The sequence below is a fragment of the Nocardioides panacisoli genome (genome assembly GCF_019448235.1).
Taxonomy (GTDB): Bacteria; Actinomycetota; Actinomycetes; order Propionibacteriales; family Nocardioidaceae; genus Nocardioides; species Nocardioides panacisoli_A.
Genome location: NZ_CP080409.1, coordinates 634,205 through 651,737 on the forward strand (window position 1 = coordinate 634,205; position 17,533 = coordinate 651,737).

Annotated in this window: 17 protein-coding genes; 11 read left to right on the forward strand and 6 right to left on the reverse strand. The window is 69.4% G+C overall.

Going from position 1 to position 17,533, the window contains the following annotated elements:
• Nucleotides 1-43: 43 nt before the first annotated feature.
• From coxB to KUV85_RS03180, 4 genes are all read left to right on the forward strand, one after another.
• The gene (gene coxB / locus KUV85_RS03165; protein ID WP_219961769.1) at nt 44-823 is read left to right on the forward strand and encodes a cytochrome c oxidase subunit II; all 780 of its coding nucleotides are present in this window, start codon (nt 44-46) and stop codon (nt 821-823) included.
• On the forward strand, nt 820-2,571 hold the full coding sequence (gene ctaD, locus KUV85_RS03170; RefSeq protein WP_219961770.1) for a cytochrome c oxidase subunit I: 1,752 nt from the start codon (nt 820-822) through the stop codon (nt 2,569-2,571). Before coxB ends, ctaD begins: the two co-directional genes overlap by 4 nt.
• The gene (locus KUV85_RS03175) at nt 2,568-2,984 is read left to right on the forward strand and encodes a cytochrome c oxidase subunit 4 (RefSeq protein WP_219961771.1); all 417 of its coding nucleotides are present in this window, start codon (nt 2,568-2,570) and stop codon (nt 2,982-2,984) included. Before ctaD ends, KUV85_RS03175 begins: the two co-directional genes overlap by 4 nt.
• 112 nt (nt 2,985-3,096) lie before the next feature.
• Entirely contained in the window at nt 3,097-4,317 is a 1,221-nt protein-coding gene (locus KUV85_RS03180; protein WP_219961772.1) for a L,D-transpeptidase, read from the forward strand.
• 198 nt (nt 4,318-4,515) lie between these two features.
• Here the strand turns inward: KUV85_RS03180 and KUV85_RS03185 are convergent, their stop codons facing one another.
• The 4 genes from KUV85_RS03185 to KUV85_RS03200 all read right to left on the reverse strand — a co-directional run bounded on the left by KUV85_RS03185 (nt 4,516) and on the right by KUV85_RS03200 (nt 8,916).
• The gene (locus KUV85_RS03185; protein ID WP_219961773.1) at nt 4,516-6,249 is read right to left on the reverse strand and encodes a cytochrome b; all 1,734 of its coding nucleotides are present in this window, start codon (nt 6,247-6,249) and stop codon (nt 4,516-4,518) included.
• Between the two features lie 2 nt (nt 6,250-6,251).
• The gene (locus KUV85_RS03190) at nt 6,252-7,283 is read right to left on the reverse strand and encodes a ubiquinol-cytochrome c reductase iron-sulfur subunit (RefSeq protein WP_237690240.1); all 1,032 of its coding nucleotides are present in this window, start codon (nt 7,281-7,283) and stop codon (nt 6,252-6,254) included.
• A 68-nt stretch (nt 7,284-7,351) separates the two neighbouring features.
• Nucleotides 7,352-8,227, reverse strand: a complete 876-nt coding sequence (locus tag KUV85_RS03195) for a c-type cytochrome (protein ID WP_219961775.1) — start codon at nt 8,225-8,227, stop codon at nt 7,352-7,354.
• Nucleotides 8,228-8,277: 50 nt separating this feature from the next.
• A complete protein-coding gene (locus KUV85_RS03200) occupies nt 8,278-8,916 on the reverse strand; it encodes a cytochrome c oxidase subunit 3 (protein WP_219961776.1) in 639 nt (212 codons plus the stop codon).
• 103 nt (nt 8,917-9,019) lie between these two features.
• On the opposite strand from KUV85_RS03200, the gene KUV85_RS03205 reads away from it, so the two are divergent.
• From KUV85_RS03205 to trpD, 3 genes are read left to right on the forward strand one after another with little or no spacing between them, the layout of a single operon-like run.
• Nucleotides 9,020-9,949, forward strand: coding sequence for a cytochrome c oxidase assembly protein (locus KUV85_RS03205; protein WP_219961777.1), 930 nt, complete (start codon nt 9,020-9,022; stop codon nt 9,947-9,949).
• Nucleotides 9,950-9,959: 10 nt separating this feature from the next.
• On the forward strand, nt 9,960-10,358 hold the full coding sequence (locus tag KUV85_RS03210; RefSeq protein ID WP_219961778.1) for a hypothetical protein: 399 nt from the start codon (nt 9,960-9,962) through the stop codon (nt 10,356-10,358).
• Complete coding sequence (trpD, locus tag KUV85_RS03215) at nt 10,355-11,383, forward strand: anthranilate phosphoribosyltransferase (RefSeq protein ID WP_219961779.1); 1,029 nt, start codon at nt 10,355-10,357, stop codon at nt 11,381-11,383. Before KUV85_RS03210 ends, trpD begins: the two co-directional genes overlap by 4 nt.
• Nucleotides 11,384-11,420: 37 nt before the next feature.
• On the opposite strand, the gene KUV85_RS03220 is transcribed toward trpD, so the two are convergent.
• A complete protein-coding gene (locus tag KUV85_RS03220) occupies nt 11,421-11,699 on the reverse strand; it encodes an Lrp/AsnC family transcriptional regulator (RefSeq protein WP_219961780.1) in 279 nt (92 codons plus the stop codon).
• Between the two features lie 21 nt (nt 11,700-11,720).
• Complete coding sequence (locus tag KUV85_RS03225) at nt 11,721-13,445, reverse strand: DEDD exonuclease domain-containing protein (protein ID WP_219961781.1); 1,725 nt, start codon at nt 13,443-13,445, stop codon at nt 11,721-11,723.
• Nucleotides 13,446-13,571: 126 nt separating this feature from the next.
• Here KUV85_RS03225 and KUV85_RS03230 point away from each other — a divergent pair, with 126 nt between their 5' ends.
• The 4 genes from KUV85_RS03230 to KUV85_RS03245 all read left to right on the forward strand — a co-directional run bounded on the left by KUV85_RS03230 (nt 13,572) and on the right by KUV85_RS03245 (nt 17,434).
• The gene (locus KUV85_RS03230) at nt 13,572-13,775 is read left to right on the forward strand and encodes a hypothetical protein (protein WP_219961782.1); all 204 of its coding nucleotides are present in this window, start codon (nt 13,572-13,574) and stop codon (nt 13,773-13,775) included.
• A gap of 168 nt (nt 13,776-13,943) precedes the next feature.
• On the forward strand, nt 13,944-14,930 hold the full coding sequence (locus KUV85_RS03235) for a C40 family peptidase (RefSeq protein WP_219961783.1): 987 nt from the start codon (nt 13,944-13,946) through the stop codon (nt 14,928-14,930).
• Nucleotides 14,931-14,976: 46 nt separating this feature from the next.
• Entirely contained in the window at nt 14,977-16,182 is a 1,206-nt protein-coding gene (locus KUV85_RS03240) for a hypothetical protein (RefSeq protein WP_219961784.1), read from the forward strand.
• Nucleotides 16,175-17,434: a M48 family metallopeptidase gene (locus KUV85_RS03245; protein WP_219961785.1), complete on the forward strand. Its 1,260-nt coding sequence runs from the start codon at nt 16,175-16,177 to the stop codon at nt 17,432-17,434. Before KUV85_RS03240 ends, KUV85_RS03245 begins: the two co-directional genes overlap by 8 nt.
• Nucleotides 17,435-17,533: the final 99 nt, after the last annotated feature.

Genomic DNA, 17,533 nt, shown 5'->3' on the forward strand with positions numbered 1-17,533 from the left:
ACTCACGGGATGTTCCACCGAGACCCAGGCGGGTCGCTGGGGCATGCCGGAGATCGTGACCGAGCAGGGTCAGAGCATCCTCGGGCTCTGGCAGGGCGCGTGGATCGCGGCGATCGCCGTCGGCATCGTGACCTGGGCCCTCATCCTCTGGTCGGTGTTCTGGTTCCGCCGTCGCAGCGACGACGAGGTGCCGGTCCAGACGCGCTACAACCTGCCGATCGAGATCTTCTACACGGTGTTCCCGATCGTGATGGTCGTGGTGTTCTTCTCCAAGACCGTCGAGGTGCAGAACATCGCCCTCGAGCACGTCGAGGACCCCGACGTGAACGTCACGGTGGTCGGGCAGAAGTGGTCGTGGACCTTCAACTACCCCGAGACCGGACCCGAGGGCGAGAACCTGTTCGTCTCCGGCTTCCAGCCCAGCGAGCAGGACGACCAGCTCAGCGACACCGACCTGCCCACGCTGGTCATCCCGGTCGACCAGACCACCGAGTTCGACCTCTACAGCCCTGATGTCATCCACTCCTTCGGCATCCCCGCCTTCGCGATGAAGATGGACGTCGTCCCCGGCAACGACAACTCCTTCCAGGTGACGCCGACCGAGACCGGCCGCTACGAGGGCAAGTGCTACGAGCTCTGCGGTGCCTACCACTCGCGGATGCTCTTCCACGTCGAGGTGGTGAGCGAGCAGGAGTACGAGGCGCACCTCGCCGAGCTCGCGGCCAACCCCGACAACGTGTCGGAGGAGCCGGTCACCGGCGGCCGGTACGCCGACGAGGCCTACCTCGATGGCCAGAACGAGACCGAGGGAGAGCAGGAATGACCGCCACCGCAGAGCGGCCGGCCAGCACCGTCGACCGCAAGCCCTTGGGCAAGCAGCTCGTCACCCTCATGACGACGACCGATCACAAGCTGATCGGCAACCTGTACTTCGTCACCGCGATGGCGTGGTTCATGATCGGCGGCCTGATGGCGCTGGTCATCCGCTCCGAGCTCGCCTACCCGGGCAACCAGGTCGTCAACGACGAGCTGTACAACCAGATGTTCACCATGCACGGCACGATCATGCTGCTGCTGTTCGCGACGCCGCTGTTCTTCGGCTTCGGCAACGCGATCATGCCGCTGCAGATCGGCGCGCCGGACGTCGCGTTCCCGCGACTGAACATGTTCAGCTACTGGCTCTACCTCTTCGGCGGCCTCATCGTCGCCGCGGGTTTCCTCACGCCCAACGGCGCCGCATCGTTCGGCTGGTTCGCCTACACGCCGCTGTCGGACTCGGTGAACTCGCCGGGAGCCGGCGGTGACCTGTGGATCATGGGCCTGTGGATGGCCGGTCTGGGCACGATCCTCGGCGCGGTCAACTTCATCACCACGATCATCTGCATGCGTGTCCCCGGCATGACGCTGTTCCGGATGCCGATCTTCACCTGGACGGTGCTGATCACCGGCATCCTGGTGCTGATCGCGTTCCCGATCTTCGGTGGCGCGCTGCTCTCGCTCTTCGCCGACCGGCAGCTCGGTGCGCACGTGTTCGACACCTCGCACGGCGGGGCGATCCTGTGGCAGCACCTGTTCTGGTTCTTCGGTCACCCCGAGGTCTACATCATCGCGCTGCCGTTCTTCGGCATCATCTCCGAGATCCTCCCGGTCTTCAGCCGCAAGCCGATCTTCGGCTACGTCGGGCTGGTGGCCGCGACGCTCGGCATCGCGATCCTGTCGGTCGCGGTGTGGGCCCACCACATGTTCGTCACCGGTGAGGTCAACCTGCCGTTCTTCTCCGGCATGACGTTCCTCATCGCCGTCCCGACAGGTGTGAAGTTCTTCAACTGGATCGGCACGATGTGGGGCGGATCAGTGCGCCTGGACACCCCGATGCTGTGGGCCGTGGGCTTCCTGACCACCTTCCTCTTCGGTGGCCTGACCGGCGTCATCCTGGCCAGCCCGCCGCTGGACTTCCACGTCTCCGACTCCTACTTCGTGGTCGCGCACTTCCACTACGTCGTGTTCGGCACGGTGGTGTTCGCCATGTTCGCCGGCTTCTACTTCTGGTGGCCCAAGCTCACCGGCAAGATGCTCGACGAGCGGCTGGGCAAGGTCCACTTCTGGCTGCTGTTCTTCGGCTTCCACATCACCTTCCTGATCCAGCACTGGCTCGGTGTGGAGGGCATGCCGCGGCGCTACGCCGACTACCTGCCCAGCGACGGATGGGCCGGCATGAACCAGATCTCCACGATCGGTGCGTTCATCCTGGCCTCCTCGATGCTGCCGTTCTTCTACAACGTCTACGTGTCGGCCCGTGGCCCCAAGGTCACCGAGGACGACCCGTGGGGCTGGGGACGGTCGCTGGAGTGGGCCACGAGCTGCCCGCCGCCGCGCCACAACTTCCACGACATCCCGCGGGTCCGCTCGGAGTCGCCGGCCTTCGACCTGCACCACCCCGAGATCGCGGCCATCGAGATGCACGACAACGCTGCCGCGGCCGAGGGGCGATTCGCCGACGCTCCGGACATGACCAGTCGCGACGAGTACGTGGCCGAGCAGATGGACGACGACGAGGGTGATGTCCGATGAAGATGGAAGCCTGGATCTTCGGCAGCACCACCATCTTCCTGGTGCTGGTGAGCCCGGCGTACTGGTTCATCACCGACGCCGGTGAGTCCGGTGCGGACTGGACCGGCACCTCGGCGCTGGCGATGACGACCCTGCTGTGTGCCATGTGCACGCTCTACCTCGGGTTCCACGCCACCCGCATGGACGCCCGACCGGAGGACCTCCCGGACGCGGAGATGGCCGACGGCGCCGGTGAGCTGGGTTTCTTCCCGCCGTACTCCTGGTGGCCGCTGTGGTGCGCCCTGTGCCTGAGCACCATCGTCCTCGCGCTCGCACTCACGGCATGGTGGCTGGTCGTCATCGGCTTCGCGCTCGGTGCGATCGCCGTGTGCGGCTGGGTGTTCGAGTACTACCGCGGGGTCCACGCCCACTGATCACGCGCTCCTGCGCGTGCACAGCGGGGGAGTGACCGGGCGGCGTCACCATCGTTGACGCATCATGGAGGTGGTGCCCGCTCCGGGCACCGACCCCGAGAGGAGAGCCGCCATGTCCCGCCCGACCACCCGTCCCCGCCTGCTCGTGGGCTCGCTGGCCGCACTCGCGATCTCGGCAAGCCTGCTGAGCGCCTGCGACGCGGTCCCGGGCGAGGACCGCGCCGACGAGGCGTCAGGGGCCGAGGGGAGCGCGGACGCCGAGCCGTCCAGCGACCCCGGCCGGTTGCGCCTCGTGGTCGGCAAGGACAGCGACCGCGTGCCGGTGAGCCGGCTGGTGCGCGTGAAGGCGGTCGGGGGGACGGTGGACCGCGTGACGGTCACCTCCTCCGAGGGCGACCTCCCCGGCAAGGTGCACGGCAACGGTGGTGCCTGGAAGGCCACCGAGCGCCTCGAGCCCGGCGTGACCTACGCAGTGGAGGCCCGGGGCACGACCCCCCAGGGCGACCCTCTGACGCTCGAGCGCACCTTCACCGCGCAGGCGCTGACCCTTGCTGAGCAGACCTATGCCTCGGTCGCTCCGCTCGAGGGCGAGACCGTCGGGGTCGGCATGCCCGTCGTGGTGAACTTCGACGTGCCGGTGACCGACCGCGCGCGCTTCGAGCGGCACATGTTGGTCCGCACGAGCCCGCAGCAGGCAGGCTCCTGGCACTGGCTCAGCGACAACATCGCCCACTGGCGTCCCAAGGAGTACTGGAAGCCCGGGACCGAGGTCTCCGTCGACCTCGACGTCAACGGCGTCGACGCCGGCAACGGGATCTACGGCCAGCAAGACCGCCGCGTCTCGTTCCGTGTCGGCGACGCACACGTGTACAAGGTCGACGTGGCGGCCCACCGGATGGAGGTCTACTCCAACGGGTCCCGGCTGCGGACCCTGCCGATCACGGCGGGCAAGCCGGGATTCACCACCCGGTCAGGGGTGAAGGTGATCATGGCCAAGCACCGGACCAAGCGGATGAGCTCGGAGACGATCGGCATCGACCACGATGCTGCCGAGGGTTATGACCTCGACGACGTGGAGTACGCGATGCGGCTGACCAACTCCGGCGAGTTCATCCACGCCGCACCGTGGTCTGTCGGCTCCCAGGGCAATGCCAACGTCTCCCACGGCTGCACCGGGCTGAGCACGGAGAACGCCGGCTGGCTCTACAGAATGTCCCGCCGCGGTGACGTGGTCGAGTACGTCGGCACCGACCGCCCGATGACCGCCGACAACGGGTACGGCGACTGGAACGTCCCCTTCGGCGACTATCGCGAGGGCTCAGCCCTGAGCTGACCGCGCCCACGCGCCGAGTCGGCGCGAACTCGGCCCGGAATTGCATCGAGTCGGCGCGAACTCGGCTCAGAACAGCGTCGAGTCGGCGCGAACTCGGCTCAGAACAGCGTCGAGTCGGCGCGAACTCGGCTCAGAATTGCATCGAGTCGGCGCCAACTCGACGAGTTGGCGCCGACTCGATGGTCGGTGCGAGGACCGTCAGCGGTGGTCGGCCGGCTCGTGCTTGTTCGGGCCCGCCTCGATCTGGTGGTCCAGCTCGTGCATCTCGTGCTCGGCGTGCTCGCGAGCGTGGTCGAGTTCCTCCGCAGTGGGCTTGTCCACGTTGTCGGCGAACATCAGCGCCGACAGCTTGCCCCGGAGGCGTGCCAACCGGGAGTTCGGCGCCGCGACGCCGTTCTCGTCGGTCTGGTCGCCCTCGGGGTCGTAGACCTCCGAACGCTCCCGCTGGGTGAGGGTGTAGACCGTCGACTCCGGCAACGGCAGGTGCTTCTCGGCGTACCCACCCTCGGGGGAGCGGACGATGACACCGGTCTCGTAGCCGTGCAGCACCTTCTCCTTGTCGTGGCGTTGGAGCGAGATGCACCAGCGCCGCGTGATGATGAAGGCGATGACGGGGCCGATGAACACCGCAGCCCGCAGGAAGTAGGTGATCTGGTTGATGCTCAGATCCATCCTGATGGCGATGATGTCGTTGCCGCCTGCGGCCCACGAGAAGCCGTAGAAGGTCATCAGCGCGACCATCACCGCGGTGCGGGTCGGTGCCTCACGCGGCCGCTGGAGCAGGTGGTGCTCCCGCTTGTCGTCGGTGATCCACGACTCCAGGAACGGCAGCAGGATCAAGATGGTGAGCATCAACGGCGGCATCACCAGGATCGGGATCATGACGTTCCACGAGAACGTGACGCCCCAGATGTGGGTCTCCAGTGGCGGGATGATCCGCAGCAGGCCGTCGGGCCAGCCCATGTACCAGTCCGGCTGGGACCCGGCGGTCACCTTCGACGGATCGTACGGGCCGATCTTCCACACCTGGTTGATGCTCACCACACCGCCGAGCAGAGCGATGAAGCCGAACACGATGAAGAAGAAGCCACCGGCCTTGGCCATGTAGACCGGGAGCATCGGGTAGCCGACGACGTTCTCCTCGGTGCGGCCGGGACCGGGCCACTGGGTGTGCTTGTGGTAGACGAGCAGCAGCATGTGGGCGGCGATCAGGGCCAGCAGCAGGCCCGGGATCAGCAGGATGTGGGCCATGTAGAAGCGCCCGATCACCACGTCGCCGGGGAACTCGCCACCGAAGATGAAGAACGACATGTAGGTGCCGACGACCGGGGTCGCCTTCATGAAGCCGTCCGCGGCTCGCACGCCCGTGCCCGAGAGCAGGTCGTCGGGGAGGGAGTAGCCGGTGAAGCCCTCGATGGTGCCCAGCAGCAGCAGGAGGCAGCCGATGACCCAGTTGAGCTCGCGCGGCTTGCGGAATGCGCCCGTGAAGTAGACGCGCATCATGTGGATCATCATCGCCGCGATGAAGATGTGGGCGGCCCAGTGGTGCATCTGGCGCATCAGGAGGCCACCGCGGACGTCGAAGGAGATGTCCAGCGTGGAGGCGAACGCCGCTGACATGTGTACGCCGCGCAGCGGGTCGTAGGAGCCCTCGTACTCGACCTCGGCCATGCTGGGGTCGAAGAACAGGGTCAGGAAGACACCGGTGAGGAGCAGGACGACGAAGCTCCACAGCGCGATCTCACCGAGCATGAACGACCAGTGGTCGGGGAAGACCTTGCGCAGGTTCTTCTTCATGGCGGTGCCGAGGCCGAGACGCTCGTCGGCCCAGTTGGCGACGACGCCGGCGCCCTTCGCGCCCTTGCTGCGGGTGGCCGGGGCGGCGCCGTTGGTGCTCGCCACCTGACTGGCGGTGCTGTTCTCAGCGCTCATGGTCACTCACTCTCCGCGAAGCGGTCACGCTGGTAGTCGCGTTCCCAGTAACTTGCACCGATCGGCTCGGTGAAGTCGCTCTGCGCGACCAGGTAGCCCTCGTCGTCCACCGAGATGGGCAACTGGGGGAGGGGGCGTCCGGCGGGGCCGAACACGACCCGGCCCGAGTCGGCCAGGTCGAAGGTCGACTGGTGGCACGGGCACAGCAGGTGGTGCGTGGTCCGCTCGTTCAGCGAGATCGGGCAGCCCACGTGGGTGCAGATCTTGGAGTAGGCGACGATGCCGTCCACGTCCCAGTTCTCGCGGTCCTTGCCGGGCTTGATGTCGCCGGGCTGCATGCGCAGCAGGATCAGCGATGCCTTGCTGAGGTGGACCAACCGGTGGTGGCCCTCGACCTCGGCGGGGTCGATGCCGTAGCGCTCGGGGTTCTCCAGCGCGTCGGGCTGGGTGTTGACCAGGTCGCCGATCTCGAGGTCCGAGGCGAGGATCGGCGTCCAGATGCCGTCGCGCACGATGCGCATCGGGGCCTCGTCGGTGCCCTCGCCCCAGATGGTGTGCTCCAGCACGTCGCCGGGCAGCGGTCCGAGGTCACGCAGCATCACCACGCCGGGGATACCGAGCAGACCGACGGCGCCGAGCAGCGAGTTGCGGATCAGGGGGCGACGGCCGATGCCCGACTCCTCCAGGCCCTGCGAGAGGGCGTGGAGCGTGCCCTGCCGGTCCTCCTCGGGGGAGGCGGCGACGTGGCGCTGCTCGGAGATCTCGTGGTCACCCATGAGCTTGCGGGCCCAGTGGATGACGCCGATGCCGATGAACATCAGCGCGCCGCCCAGCGTGACGCCGAGCGCGAGGTTGAGCGCACCGATGCCGCCGATGGTGTCGGCGGCGGCCTTGCTGCCGTCGAGGGTGAAGTAGGCGATCGCGAAGCCGATCGCACACAGCGCCGAGAGGGCGAAGAAGCCCACGACCTGACGCTCGGCACGCTTCTCCGCAGCCGGGTCGACATCGGTCGGGCGCCAGGTGTGCTCGGGCATGCCCGGGTCCGGCACGGGATCGCCGCCCGTGGTCAGCTCGGTGCTCTTGGTGGTGTCAGGTGCGTCGCTCACGCTTCGGCCTTGCCCTTCTTCCTGCTGGTCCGAGTGGTGTGGGCCGCGATCCACACGGCGAAACCGACCAGGCCTCCGATACCGGCCACCCAGGCCACGATCCCGTCACTGACGGGGCCGAGGCCGCCGAAGGTGAATCCACCGTAGCTCGGCTGTCCCTCCAGCTCCTCGAGGTAGGCGATGACGGCCTTCTTGTCCTCGGGCGGGATGTTGCCGTCGGAGAAGGTGTCCATCGACTGCGGGCCGGTGAGCATCGCCTCGTAGATGTGCTTGGGCTCCACGCCACGGATCTTGGGCGCGTAGCCGCCGCGCGGCATGGCGCCACCGGAGCCCTCGAAGTTGTGGCAGGCGGTGCAGTTGGCCAAGAAGATCTGGCTGCCGCGGGTGACGAGCTCCTCACGTTCCTCCTCACCGAGGCCGTCGGTGGAGTAGAGCTCCTCGTCGGGGATCGCCGGGCCGGTGCCGAGCGAGGCGACGTACGCCGCCAGGGCAGCCGTCTCCTCCTCGGAGTAGACGACCTCCTTGCGCGGGGCCTGGGCGCCGGGAGCCGCCATCGGCATGCGGCCGGTCTCGACCTGGAAGTCGACCGCGGCCGCACCGACGTCGGTGAGTGCCGGGCCGTACTGGTCGCCGCCCTGGGTCAGCACGCCCTCGCCGTTGGGGCCGTGGCAGAAGGCGCACCCCACGAGGAAGAGCTGCCGCCCCTCCTCGACGAGCTCCTCCTGGCTCTGGGTGGAGTCCGCCTGGGCGGGCGCGAAGACGGAGTACAGGCCGCCGGTGAGGAGCAGTCCGATCACCAGCACCAGGATGCCGGCGAGCGGTCCGCGGCGGTGCCGCGAGAGCCGGCCTGCGGAGCGGTTCAGGAGGCGCACATTCTGTCCTTGGTTCGGTTCGTTGCGGGTGGGACGCGGGGCGTGAGGGGCTACTGGACCAGGTAGATCGCGGCGAACAGGCCGATCCACACGACGTCGACGAAGTGCCAGTAGTAGGACACGACGATCGCGCTCACCGCCTGCTCGTGGGTGAAGCGCTTCGCGAGATAGGTGCGGCCGAGCACGAAGAGGAAGGCGAAGAGGCCGCCGGTCACGTGGATGCCGTGGAAGCCGGTGGTCAGGTAGAACATCGTGCCGTAGGCGTCGTGCGGGATCGTCACGCCGTGATGGATCAGCTCGACGTACTCCAGCGCCTGGCCGCCGATGAAGACCGCGCCCATCACGTAGGTGAGGATGAACCACTCGCGCAGGCCCCAGCCGCCCATGTTGAGCAGGCCGGCCTTGCGGCTCACCTGGCCGCGCTCGGCGGCGAAGACGCCCATCTGGCAGGTCACCGAGGACAGCACCAGGATCGTGGTGTTGATGGCTGCGAACGGGACGTTGAGCAGGGCGGTGTTGTCCGCCCACATCTCCGGGCTCACCGAGCGGATCGTGAAGTACGCCGCGAACAGGGCCGCGAAGAACATCAACTCGCTGGAGAGCCAGATGATCGTCCCGACGGCCACCATGCTCGGGCGGTCATGTTGGCCGTGCAGGCGTGATGCCGGAAGAGTCGCTGTCGTCGCCACGGGAACATTATGGCGATAGACAGTGCGAACAGCACCTCCGCCCCCTCGAATGTCGCGATCTCGCTCCGAGTCCTAGGCTCTCCAGTGGCAGAGGAGGTGCCCAGTGACCCAGGCGGCGAGCGTGCTCACCGTCGTCGAGCCGCTCCCGGAGTTGACGTGGCGCACGGCGGTGACCGAATGGGTGTTCGATCCCCTGACGTTCGTGATCACAGTCTGGGCGAGCGGGCTCTACATCCTCGGTGTGGCGATCATGCGCCGTCGCGGCGACCGCTGGCCGATCGGCCGGAGCATCGCGTGGGGTTTCGGGATGGCCACCTTCTACCTGTCCACCTCGGCCGGGGTGGCGGCGTACGACACCGTGCTGCTGAGCGTGCACATGGCCCAGCACATGGTGCTGTCGATGGTGGTGCCGCTGTCACTGGCCCTCGGTGCGCCGGTGACGCTGGCGCTGCGGACCCTGCCCGCCCGGCCGCGCCGCTGGCTGCTCGCGGTGGTCCACTCCCGGGTCGTCAAGGTGCTGTCGTTCCCGCCGCTGGCCTTCGCCCTCTACGTGCTCTCGCCATGGGCGCTCTACTTCACCAACTGGTACGACGCCTCGCTCGCCTCGGTCTTCGTGCACGAGATGATGCACGTCCACCTGGTCGCTGTCGGCGCGTTGTTCTTCTGGCCGCTGGTGGGGACCGATCCGGTGCCGGGGCGCGTCCAGTACCCGTTCCGGGTGCTGCTGATCATGCTCACGCTGCCGTTCCACGCGTTCCTCGGGATCACGATCATGGACCAGACGACGCTGCTTGGCGGGGACTGGTACCCGTCCCTGAGCGAGGGACCGATGGGGGCGTGGCTCCCGGACCCCTACGAGGACCAGCACCTCGCCGGCGGCATCCTGTGGGGGTCGGGCGACTTCATTGCCCTGGGCTTCTTCGGCGTGCTGTTCGTGCAGTGGGTGCGGTCCTCGATGAGGGAGGCCGAGCGGGAGGACCGGCGACTCGACCGTCTCGAAGCCCAGGCCCAGCGCGCCGCGAACGACCGGTAGCATCGCGCCCGTGAGCAAGCCCACACCGCTGAAGGTCCTCGTCTACTCCGACGACAAGTCCACCCGCGAGCAGGTCATCATGGCGCTGGGACGCCGCCCGCACCCCGACCTGGCCGAGCTCACCTACGTGGAGGTGGCCACCGAGGCCGTCGTCATCCAGAACATGGACGCCGGCGACATCGATCTCGCCATCCTCGACGGTGAGGCCACGCCTGTGGGCGGGATGGGCATCGCCAAGCAACTCAAGGCCGAGATCTTCCGGTGCCCGCCCCTGCTGGTGCTCACCGGCCGGCCGCAGGACGGCTGGCTCGCGACCTGGTCACGGGCGGACGCGGCCGTGTCCCACCCGATCGACCCCATCGAGCTCGCAGAGGCCGTCATCGGCCTGCTGCGACCCGTCCCGGCGTGAGCCAGCACAGCTGGCCGGAGGTCCTCGGGACGCTCGTCGCGGGTCAGGACCTGACCCCGACCCAGACCAACTGGGCCATGGCCCAGGTGCTCGCTGGCGGGGCCACCGACGCCCAGACGGCCGGCTTCGCTGTGGCGCTGCGGGCCAAGGGCGAGACCGTCGACGAGATCAACGGTCTGGTGGACGCGATGTACGCCGTCGCCACCCCCATCGAGGTCGCTGGGCGGGTGCTCGACGTGGTCGGCACCGGGGGAGACCGGTCGATGTCGGTCAACATCTCCACGATGTCGGCCATCGTCGCTGCCGGAGCGGGCGCCCGTGTGGTCAAGCACGGCAACGTGTCCGCGTCGTCGAAGTCCGGCTCGGCCGACGTGCTCCGCACTCTCGGCATCGACCTGGAGCTGCCGCCGGCGCGGGTCGGTGAGGTGCTCGAGGCGGCCGGGATCACCTTCTGCTTCGCCAAGGCCTTCCACCCTGCGCTAAGGCACGCGGGCCCGGTGCGCAGCGAGCTCGGCATCGGCACCACCTTCAACTTCCTCGGCCCGCTGACCAATCCGGCGCGCGCACAGGCCCGTGCGGTCGGGTGCGCCGACCCGCGCATGGCCCCGGTGATGGCGGGCGTGCTCGCTGCCCGCGGCGTGGATGCCTGGGTGTTCCGCGGTGACGACGGACTCGACGAGCTCACCACCACGACGACCTCCACGGTCTGGGTGGCCCGCGACGGTGACGTCGTCGAGGAGCAGGTCGACCCCGCCGACTTCGGCATCCCCCTCGCCACCGCCGCCGACCTGCGCGGCGACGACGCGGCGTACAACGCCGAGGTGACGCGTCGGCTCCTGGCCGGTGAGACCGGCCCGGTGCGGGACGCGGTCGTGCTGAACGCGGGAGCTGCCCTCGCGGTCCACGACGCGCCGCACCAACCCGTCCGCGACGCACTGGCCGGCGGTATCGACCGCGCGGCCGCAGCACTCGACTCAGGCGCTGCTCGGGAGACCTTGGACCGCTGGGTGGCGGCGACCAGGTGAGCTCGGCGTCGCGGCCAATCGCCGTGACTCGACCCCGCTACTCCAGGCCGAGGGAGAACGCAGCCTCGAGGTCGTGGGTCGAGTAGGCCCGGTAGGCGATGTGCGTCTCGGTGTCGCGGACCCCGTCGACCTTGTTGAGCTGGTCGGCCACGACGTCGGCGACCTGGTCGTGGTGGCGCACCCGGATGAGCGCGATGAGATCGATCTGGCCGGTGACGGAGTAGACCTCGCTGACGCCGTCGAGGGCTGCGATGCGCTCGGCGACCTCCGGGATGCGGGCGACGTCGGCCTGGACGAACACGATGGCAGTGATCATGACCTTCACCCTAGGTCGTGGTCAGACGGCGCTGAACCGGTCCAGCTCGCGCCCGGCACCCGCGACCGGACAGGTCCACTCGCCCACGACGTCGACCAGGCGAATGCCGGGCGCCTCCAGCCAGCGCAGGATCCGCTCGCTCTCCTCGGCGGTCGCGGCAGGCACCGGTCCGATCGCGGGCAGGACCGTCTCGGCGCTGGCCCGCAGCTGGTCCACGAACTCGTGGGCGTCCATGCCGGCGGGGATCACTCCGGCGGCGGCGAGTCGACCGTGGCGTACGACGTGCACCACCCAACGGGCCTGCTGGCCCGTGGCACTGGTCACCTCCTCGCGGCGCGCTGCGACGACCTCGGGACAGGCGGTGAGCGAACTCAACCGCTGGGTCCGCGCGGCGGCGCGGACGAACGCCGCCAGCCGGTCACGGTGGACGCCTGCTTCCTCGAACCGCTCCTGGTCCGCGAGCGCGGCCATCTTGGCGTTCACGAGGTCGACCACGTCGTCGGGGTGGCGCAACAGGGCGTCCCGCAGCTGCCGCACCATCGCGGCGTAGGTCAGGTCGTCCACCCCGCCGTCACAGGGGGAGAGGCACCGGCCGAGCTCGGCGAGCACGCACGCCGAACGTGACGGTGACTTCGCCAATCGTCCCGAGCACTGTCGGATCGGGAACGTCTCGTGCAGCGCATCCAGGCAGGACTGCGCCGCCCGCCGCGACCCGAACGGTCCGAGGTAGTCGGCCTCGTCGTCGAGCACCCGGCGCACTAGCGACAGGCGTGGCCACGGCTCCCGGGTGAGCTTGATGAAGGTTGTCTTCTCGGGGAACTTCGAGCGGCGGTTGTAGGCGGGCTTGTGCTCGGCGATGAGCCGGAGCTCGCGGACCTGGGCCTCGAGCGTCGTCGCGCACTCGATGCCGGTGACCTCCGCGGCGATCTGCACCATCTCGCCGATCCGACTGCGCGTCTCCGAGGCGGTGAAGTAGGAACGGACCCGCTTGCGCAGGTCACGGGACGTGCCGACGTAGAGCACGTGCGCCTGCTCGTCGCGGAAGAGGTAGACCCCCGGGGCGTGGGGGAGTCGGTCGGCGAGGTGGCGCTTGCGTCGCTGCGCGGCCGCGACCTTCGTCGAGTAGGTCTGGAGCTCCTCGAGCGTGTGGACGCCGAGTCCTCCCAGGCGCTCCATCAGCCCGTGGAGGACGTCGACCGTCGCTCGCGCGTCCTCCAGTGCCCGGTGGTTCGGCGTCGTGCCGGCACGGAAGATCCGCGCGAGCGAGGACAGCTTGTGGTTCGGGGTCTCGCTGCGTGGCACGACCCGTCGCGCGACCTTGACCGTGTCGACGACCTCGAACGCCGGCCAGTCGATGTCGAGGTCCTGCGCGGTACGCCGGAGGAAGCCGACGTCGAACGGCGCATTGTGTGCCACGAGGACCGAGCCGGCAGCGAACTCGAGGAAGGAGGGGAGTGCCGCGCCGATCGGCGGCGCGTCGGCAACCATGGTGTTGGTGATGCCGGTGAGGACGGCGATGAACGCCGGGATCTCGGTGTGGGGATTGACCAGCGTCTGGAACTCGCCGAGGACCTCGCCGCCGCGCACCTTCACCGCCCCGATCTCGGTGATCGCGTCGCCGTCGGCCGCCGAACCCCCGGTGGTCTCGAGGTCGACCACGCAGAAGGTGATGTCGCGCAGCGGCCTCCCGAGCTCGTCGAAGGAGCGTTGGTCCTCCCATCGGGAGCGCACGGGGGTGGTCGTCATGGTTCTCCGACCGTAGGCCGCACCACCGACAGCGGTACGACGACGCGCGGGCCGGGCTCGCGCCGTCGGTCGACGCGCACCTGTGGTCGGCGTGCAGTGTCGGAGGTCTCTGGAAGCCTCCACGTCATGACCAAGATCGACTGCGACACCTGCACGGTGAGGGGACTGGCCTGCCACGACTGCGTCGTGACGGTGCTGCTCGGACCGCCGCCGGAGTTGACCATCGACGACACCGAGCAGCGCGCTCTCGACGCGCTGGCCGCCGGTGGCCTCGTGCCGCCGTTGCGGATGGTCGAGCCCGTCGCCGGCCCCGAGATCGACTCCGCCTGACGCCGCTGGGGTGTGGCGCAGGTCTCACCACGCGATCTCACCGCGCCGGAGTCGGGTTTGGCCGCGCGGCCTGCGCCGACTACTCTGCATGCCCAAGTGCCCCGGGGAAGCAGACCGCACCGGTCTGTGTGGGCAAGACATCGAACTCTGCAGAGGGGAACACGACTCGTGCTCACCGGTCGCCAGCGCGCCTTCGCGGCGCTCCTTGCAGGCGTGCTCGCCCTCCTCATCGGGCTCATCCCGTTCGGTCCGGCCACGGCCGAGCCCGACATCGAGGACGTCCGCGCCAAGGTCGACAAGCTCTACCGTGAGGCCGAGGAGGCCTCGGAGCGTCACAACGACGCCAAGATCGAGCTCGAGGAGCTCCAGGCGGAGCTCGACTCGGTGAGCGCCGACGAGGAGCGCCAGAGCGCACAGCTCGGCGACGCGCGCGGCGACGTTCGCGACTCGATCATCCGCCAGCACCAAGGGCAGACCCTCGGCGGCGCGGGCAAGCTCCTGGAGTCCGACTCCGACGGGTTCATGAGTGAGCTCTCGACCGTCGCGACGGTCAACCAGCTGCAGGACGCGCTGCTGGAGAAGTACAACAACGAGCTCGACGCATTCGCCATCCGCAGCGACCAGGTCACCAAGCGCCGCGAGCGCGTCGCCGAGCTGGAGGAGAAGCTGGCCTCGGAGATGGAGACCGCCGAGGGCAAGCACGAGGAGGCCAAGGAGCTCCTCGACGAGCTCGAGGCCGAGCAGCGCGCCGAGGTCGTCAGCCGCGACGCGCAGGTGACCCCGACCGCAGACCTGCCCCCGGCCAGCGGCAGTGCCCAGGCGGCCGTGAACTACGCCCGCGCGCAGGTCGGCAAGACCTACGTCTACGGCGCCATGGGGCCGAACGCATTCGACTGCTCGGGCCTCACGATGCGTGCCTGGGGTGCCGCCGGCGTCGGCCTGCCGCACTCCTCGGGCGCCCAGATGGGCAGCGGTCGCAGCGTCCCGTTCAGCCAGTTGCAGCCCGGCGACCTGGTGTTCTACTACAGCCCCGTGAGCCACGTCGGCATCTACGTCGGCAACGGCATGATCGTGCACGCCGCCAACCCGAGCACCGGAGTCGCGATGGCGCCGGTCCGCTCGATGCCGTACAGCGGCGCGGTGCGCCCTGGCTGAGTCGGTCACGACGCCCCCGGACGGCCGGCGACGGATCCGTCCGAGGGTGGCGGTCCTCGCCACGGTCGCCGTACTGGCGACGGCGCTGCTGGTGTGGCGCTGGCAGGCCGGTGACACCTATGTCGCGCCGGCACCTGAGACGCGCGCCGACGGCGCGGACCCGGTCGTGGCCGCGCAGACGCTGCGTCGCCTCGAGGCCGCGCTGCGGGACGGCGAGAGTGGTCCGACGGGCGACCTCGCAGCTGCCCCGGACAGTCGGGCCGTCCTGTCGGCCGCGGCCGGCAACGTCGCTGAGATCGGACTCGAGGACATCGGCCTGCGCTACCTCAGCGAGACCGACTCCCCGATGACGACCGACGGGTGGTCGGCGGAGGTCGAGGTCGTCTGGCGGGTTGCCGGCGGTGACGGCCAGAACGCCGCACGTGCTGCTGTGGAGTTCGAGTTCGTCGAGGGCGGCGACCGCATCGCCGGCATCGGCGGGGACCTCGTCCCACTGTGGTTGCAGGGGCCGGTGGAGGCGCGCCGTGGCGGTGGCGCGGTCGTGGTCGCCGCCGCCGGCAGTGACCGGGTGGCCGCCTACCACCGTCAGGCCAGGACGGCCGTCGCCGAGATCCGCCAGCGCCTCGGGCGGCGTACGAACCTGGTCGTCGAGGTCCCCGGCAGTCCGGCCGGCCTCGACCGCTCCGTCGGTGCCGAGGACGGTGCCTACGACGGCGTCGCCGCCGTCACCACCGGCGCAGACGGGTCCGTCGTGCCCGGTACGCCGCTGCACGTCTTCCTCAACCCCCGCGTCTACGGCGATCTCGATCAGCTGGCGGCCCAGGTGGTGATGACGCACGAGGCCGTGCACGTGGCCACCGACGCGCCGTTGGCCCGCAACGTCCCGCTGTGGCTGCTGGAGGGCTTCGCCGACTTCGTCGCACTGCAGGACACCGAACTACCGCTGGCCCGGACCGCCGGTCAGGTGCTCGCACAGGTCCGGGAGGAGGGCGTGCCGGAAGCACTCCCGAGCGGCGTCGACTTCGACACCGCCGGCGGACACCTGGGCGCGACCTACGAAGCGGCGTGGCAGGTGTGTGAGGTCCTCGCAGAGCGACGCTCGGACGACGACGTCGTCGCGCTCTACGACGCGGTGGTGGCCGGCAGCGATCTCGCCGCCGAACTGGAGAAGCGCTTCGGCTGGAACGAGGCCGCTCTGACGCGGGCCTGGCAGCAGCGCCTCCGTGGGCTCGCCGGCAGCGCCGGTGGCTGAGGTGAGAGGACCGGAGAGGAGTCGCGAGGACACTCGTTGGTCACTCATCGCCGCACTCCTCGGTGCGGCGGCCTTCGTTGCCCTCGCGGCGATGCTCGTGCCCTGGGACCCGACGCACGGGTTGGCCCCGCCGCCGGTGGCGGCCGACTCCGTCTTCTCGGCGGCGCAGCTGGAGCGCGCGGAGGCCTACCGGCTGTGGGCACGGGTGTGCAGCTGGAGCTCGCTCGCGGTGTCGGTGGCCGTCGCGTGCTGGCTCGGCTTCGGGAGGTGGGGCGTCCGCATCGCCGACCGTTCGCGCGGGCCGCGCTGGCTGCGCCTGCTCACCGTTGTCGCCGCGCTGCTGGTCATCGGTCGCCTCGTCACGTTGCCCTTCGCGGTCGCGCTGCGTCAGCGGCAGCTGGAGGAGGGGCTGGCCACGTCCTCCTGGCCCGCCTGGACGCTGGACCTGCTGCTCAACCTCGGCCTCGAGATCGGGGTGTCCACCGTCGCGGTCCTCGTGCTCTCCTGGTGTGCTCGCCGCTGGCGACGGACGTGGCCCGTCGTCGCCGGTGGGGTCGTCGCCGCGCTCGTGGTCCTCGGGTCCTTCGTCTATCCCGTCGTCGTCGAACCGCTGTTCAACGACTTCCGGTCCCTGCCCGACGGCGAGCTCCGCTCGGAGATCTTCGCGCTGGCCGATGCCGAGGGCGTCCCGATCGACGACGTACTGGTCTCCGACGCGTCGCGGCGTACGACGACCCTCAACGCCTACGTCTCGGGGTTCGGCGACACGCGGCGGGTCGTGGTCTACGACAACCTCCTCGATGCCGCGGCGCGGGAGGAGACGCTGTCGGTGGTCGCGCACGAGCTCGCCCATGCCCGCCACGACGACGTTCTGGTCGGGACCGCGCTGGGAGCCACGGGCGCGTTCGCAGCAGTGGGCCTCCTCGGGCTGGTGCTCGTCCCGCTGCGCCGCCGCGGCGTGGAGCTGGGGCAGGTGCGCGCGGTGCCTGCCGTGCTCGCGCTGGTCGCCGTCGCGGGGCTGCTCTCGGCGCCGATCCAGAACGGCATCTCGCGTCACGTGGAGCTCCGCGCGGACGTCGTGGCACTCGACACCACCGCGGACCTCCCGGGCGGTGTCGATGCCTTCATCGCCGTCCAACAGCGGCTGGCCCTGCGCTCGTTGGCGGACCCCACTCCGCCGACCTGGTCCCAGTGGTGGTTCGGATCCCACCCCACGGTGCTCGAGCGCATCGCTCTGGCTCGTTCGTACTAGGAGTCGCGTCCCCCGACGGGGTGGATTTCCTCCGATCGGGTCCCCGTGGAGGGCCGCTGGGGCTACTGTGCCGCACAGGGCTGAACGGTCTCGGAGCCC

What these genes read in the sequence shown, in the direction of transcription:
- KUV85_RS03180 (WP_219961772.1), top strand. Translation starts at nt 3,097, where the DNA reads ATGTCCCGCCCGACCACCCGTCCCCGCCTGCTCGTGGGCTCGCTGGCC.
- KUV85_RS03175 (WP_219961771.1), top strand. Translation starts at nt 2,568, where the DNA reads ATGAAGATGGAAGCCTGGATCTTCGGCAGCACCACCATCTTCCTGGTG.
- KUV85_RS03225 (WP_219961781.1), bottom strand. Translation starts at nt 13,445, where the DNA reads ATGACGACCACCCCCGTGCGCTCCCGATGGGAGGACCAACGCTCCTTC.
- coxB (WP_219961769.1), top strand. Translation starts at nt 44, where the DNA reads ATGCCGGAGATCGTGACCGAGCAGGGTCAGAGCATCCTCGGGCTCTGG.
- KUV85_RS03220 (WP_219961780.1), bottom strand. Translation starts at nt 11,699, where the DNA reads ATGATCACTGCCATCGTGTTCGTCCAGGCCGACGTCGCCCGCATCCCG.
- ctaD (WP_219961770.1), top strand. Translation starts at nt 820, where the DNA reads ATGACCGCCACCGCAGAGCGGCCGGCCAGCACCGTCGACCGCAAGCCC.
- KUV85_RS03190 (WP_237690240.1), bottom strand. Translation starts at nt 7,283, where the DNA reads ATGCCCGAGCACACCTGGCGCCCGACCGATGTCGACCCGGCTGCGGAG.
- KUV85_RS03230 (WP_219961782.1), top strand. Translation starts at nt 13,572, where the DNA reads ATGACCAAGATCGACTGCGACACCTGCACGGTGAGGGGACTGGCCTGC.
- KUV85_RS03185 (WP_219961773.1), bottom strand. Translation starts at nt 6,249, where the DNA reads ATGAGCGCTGAGAACAGCACCGCCAGTCAGGTGGCGAGCACCAACGGC.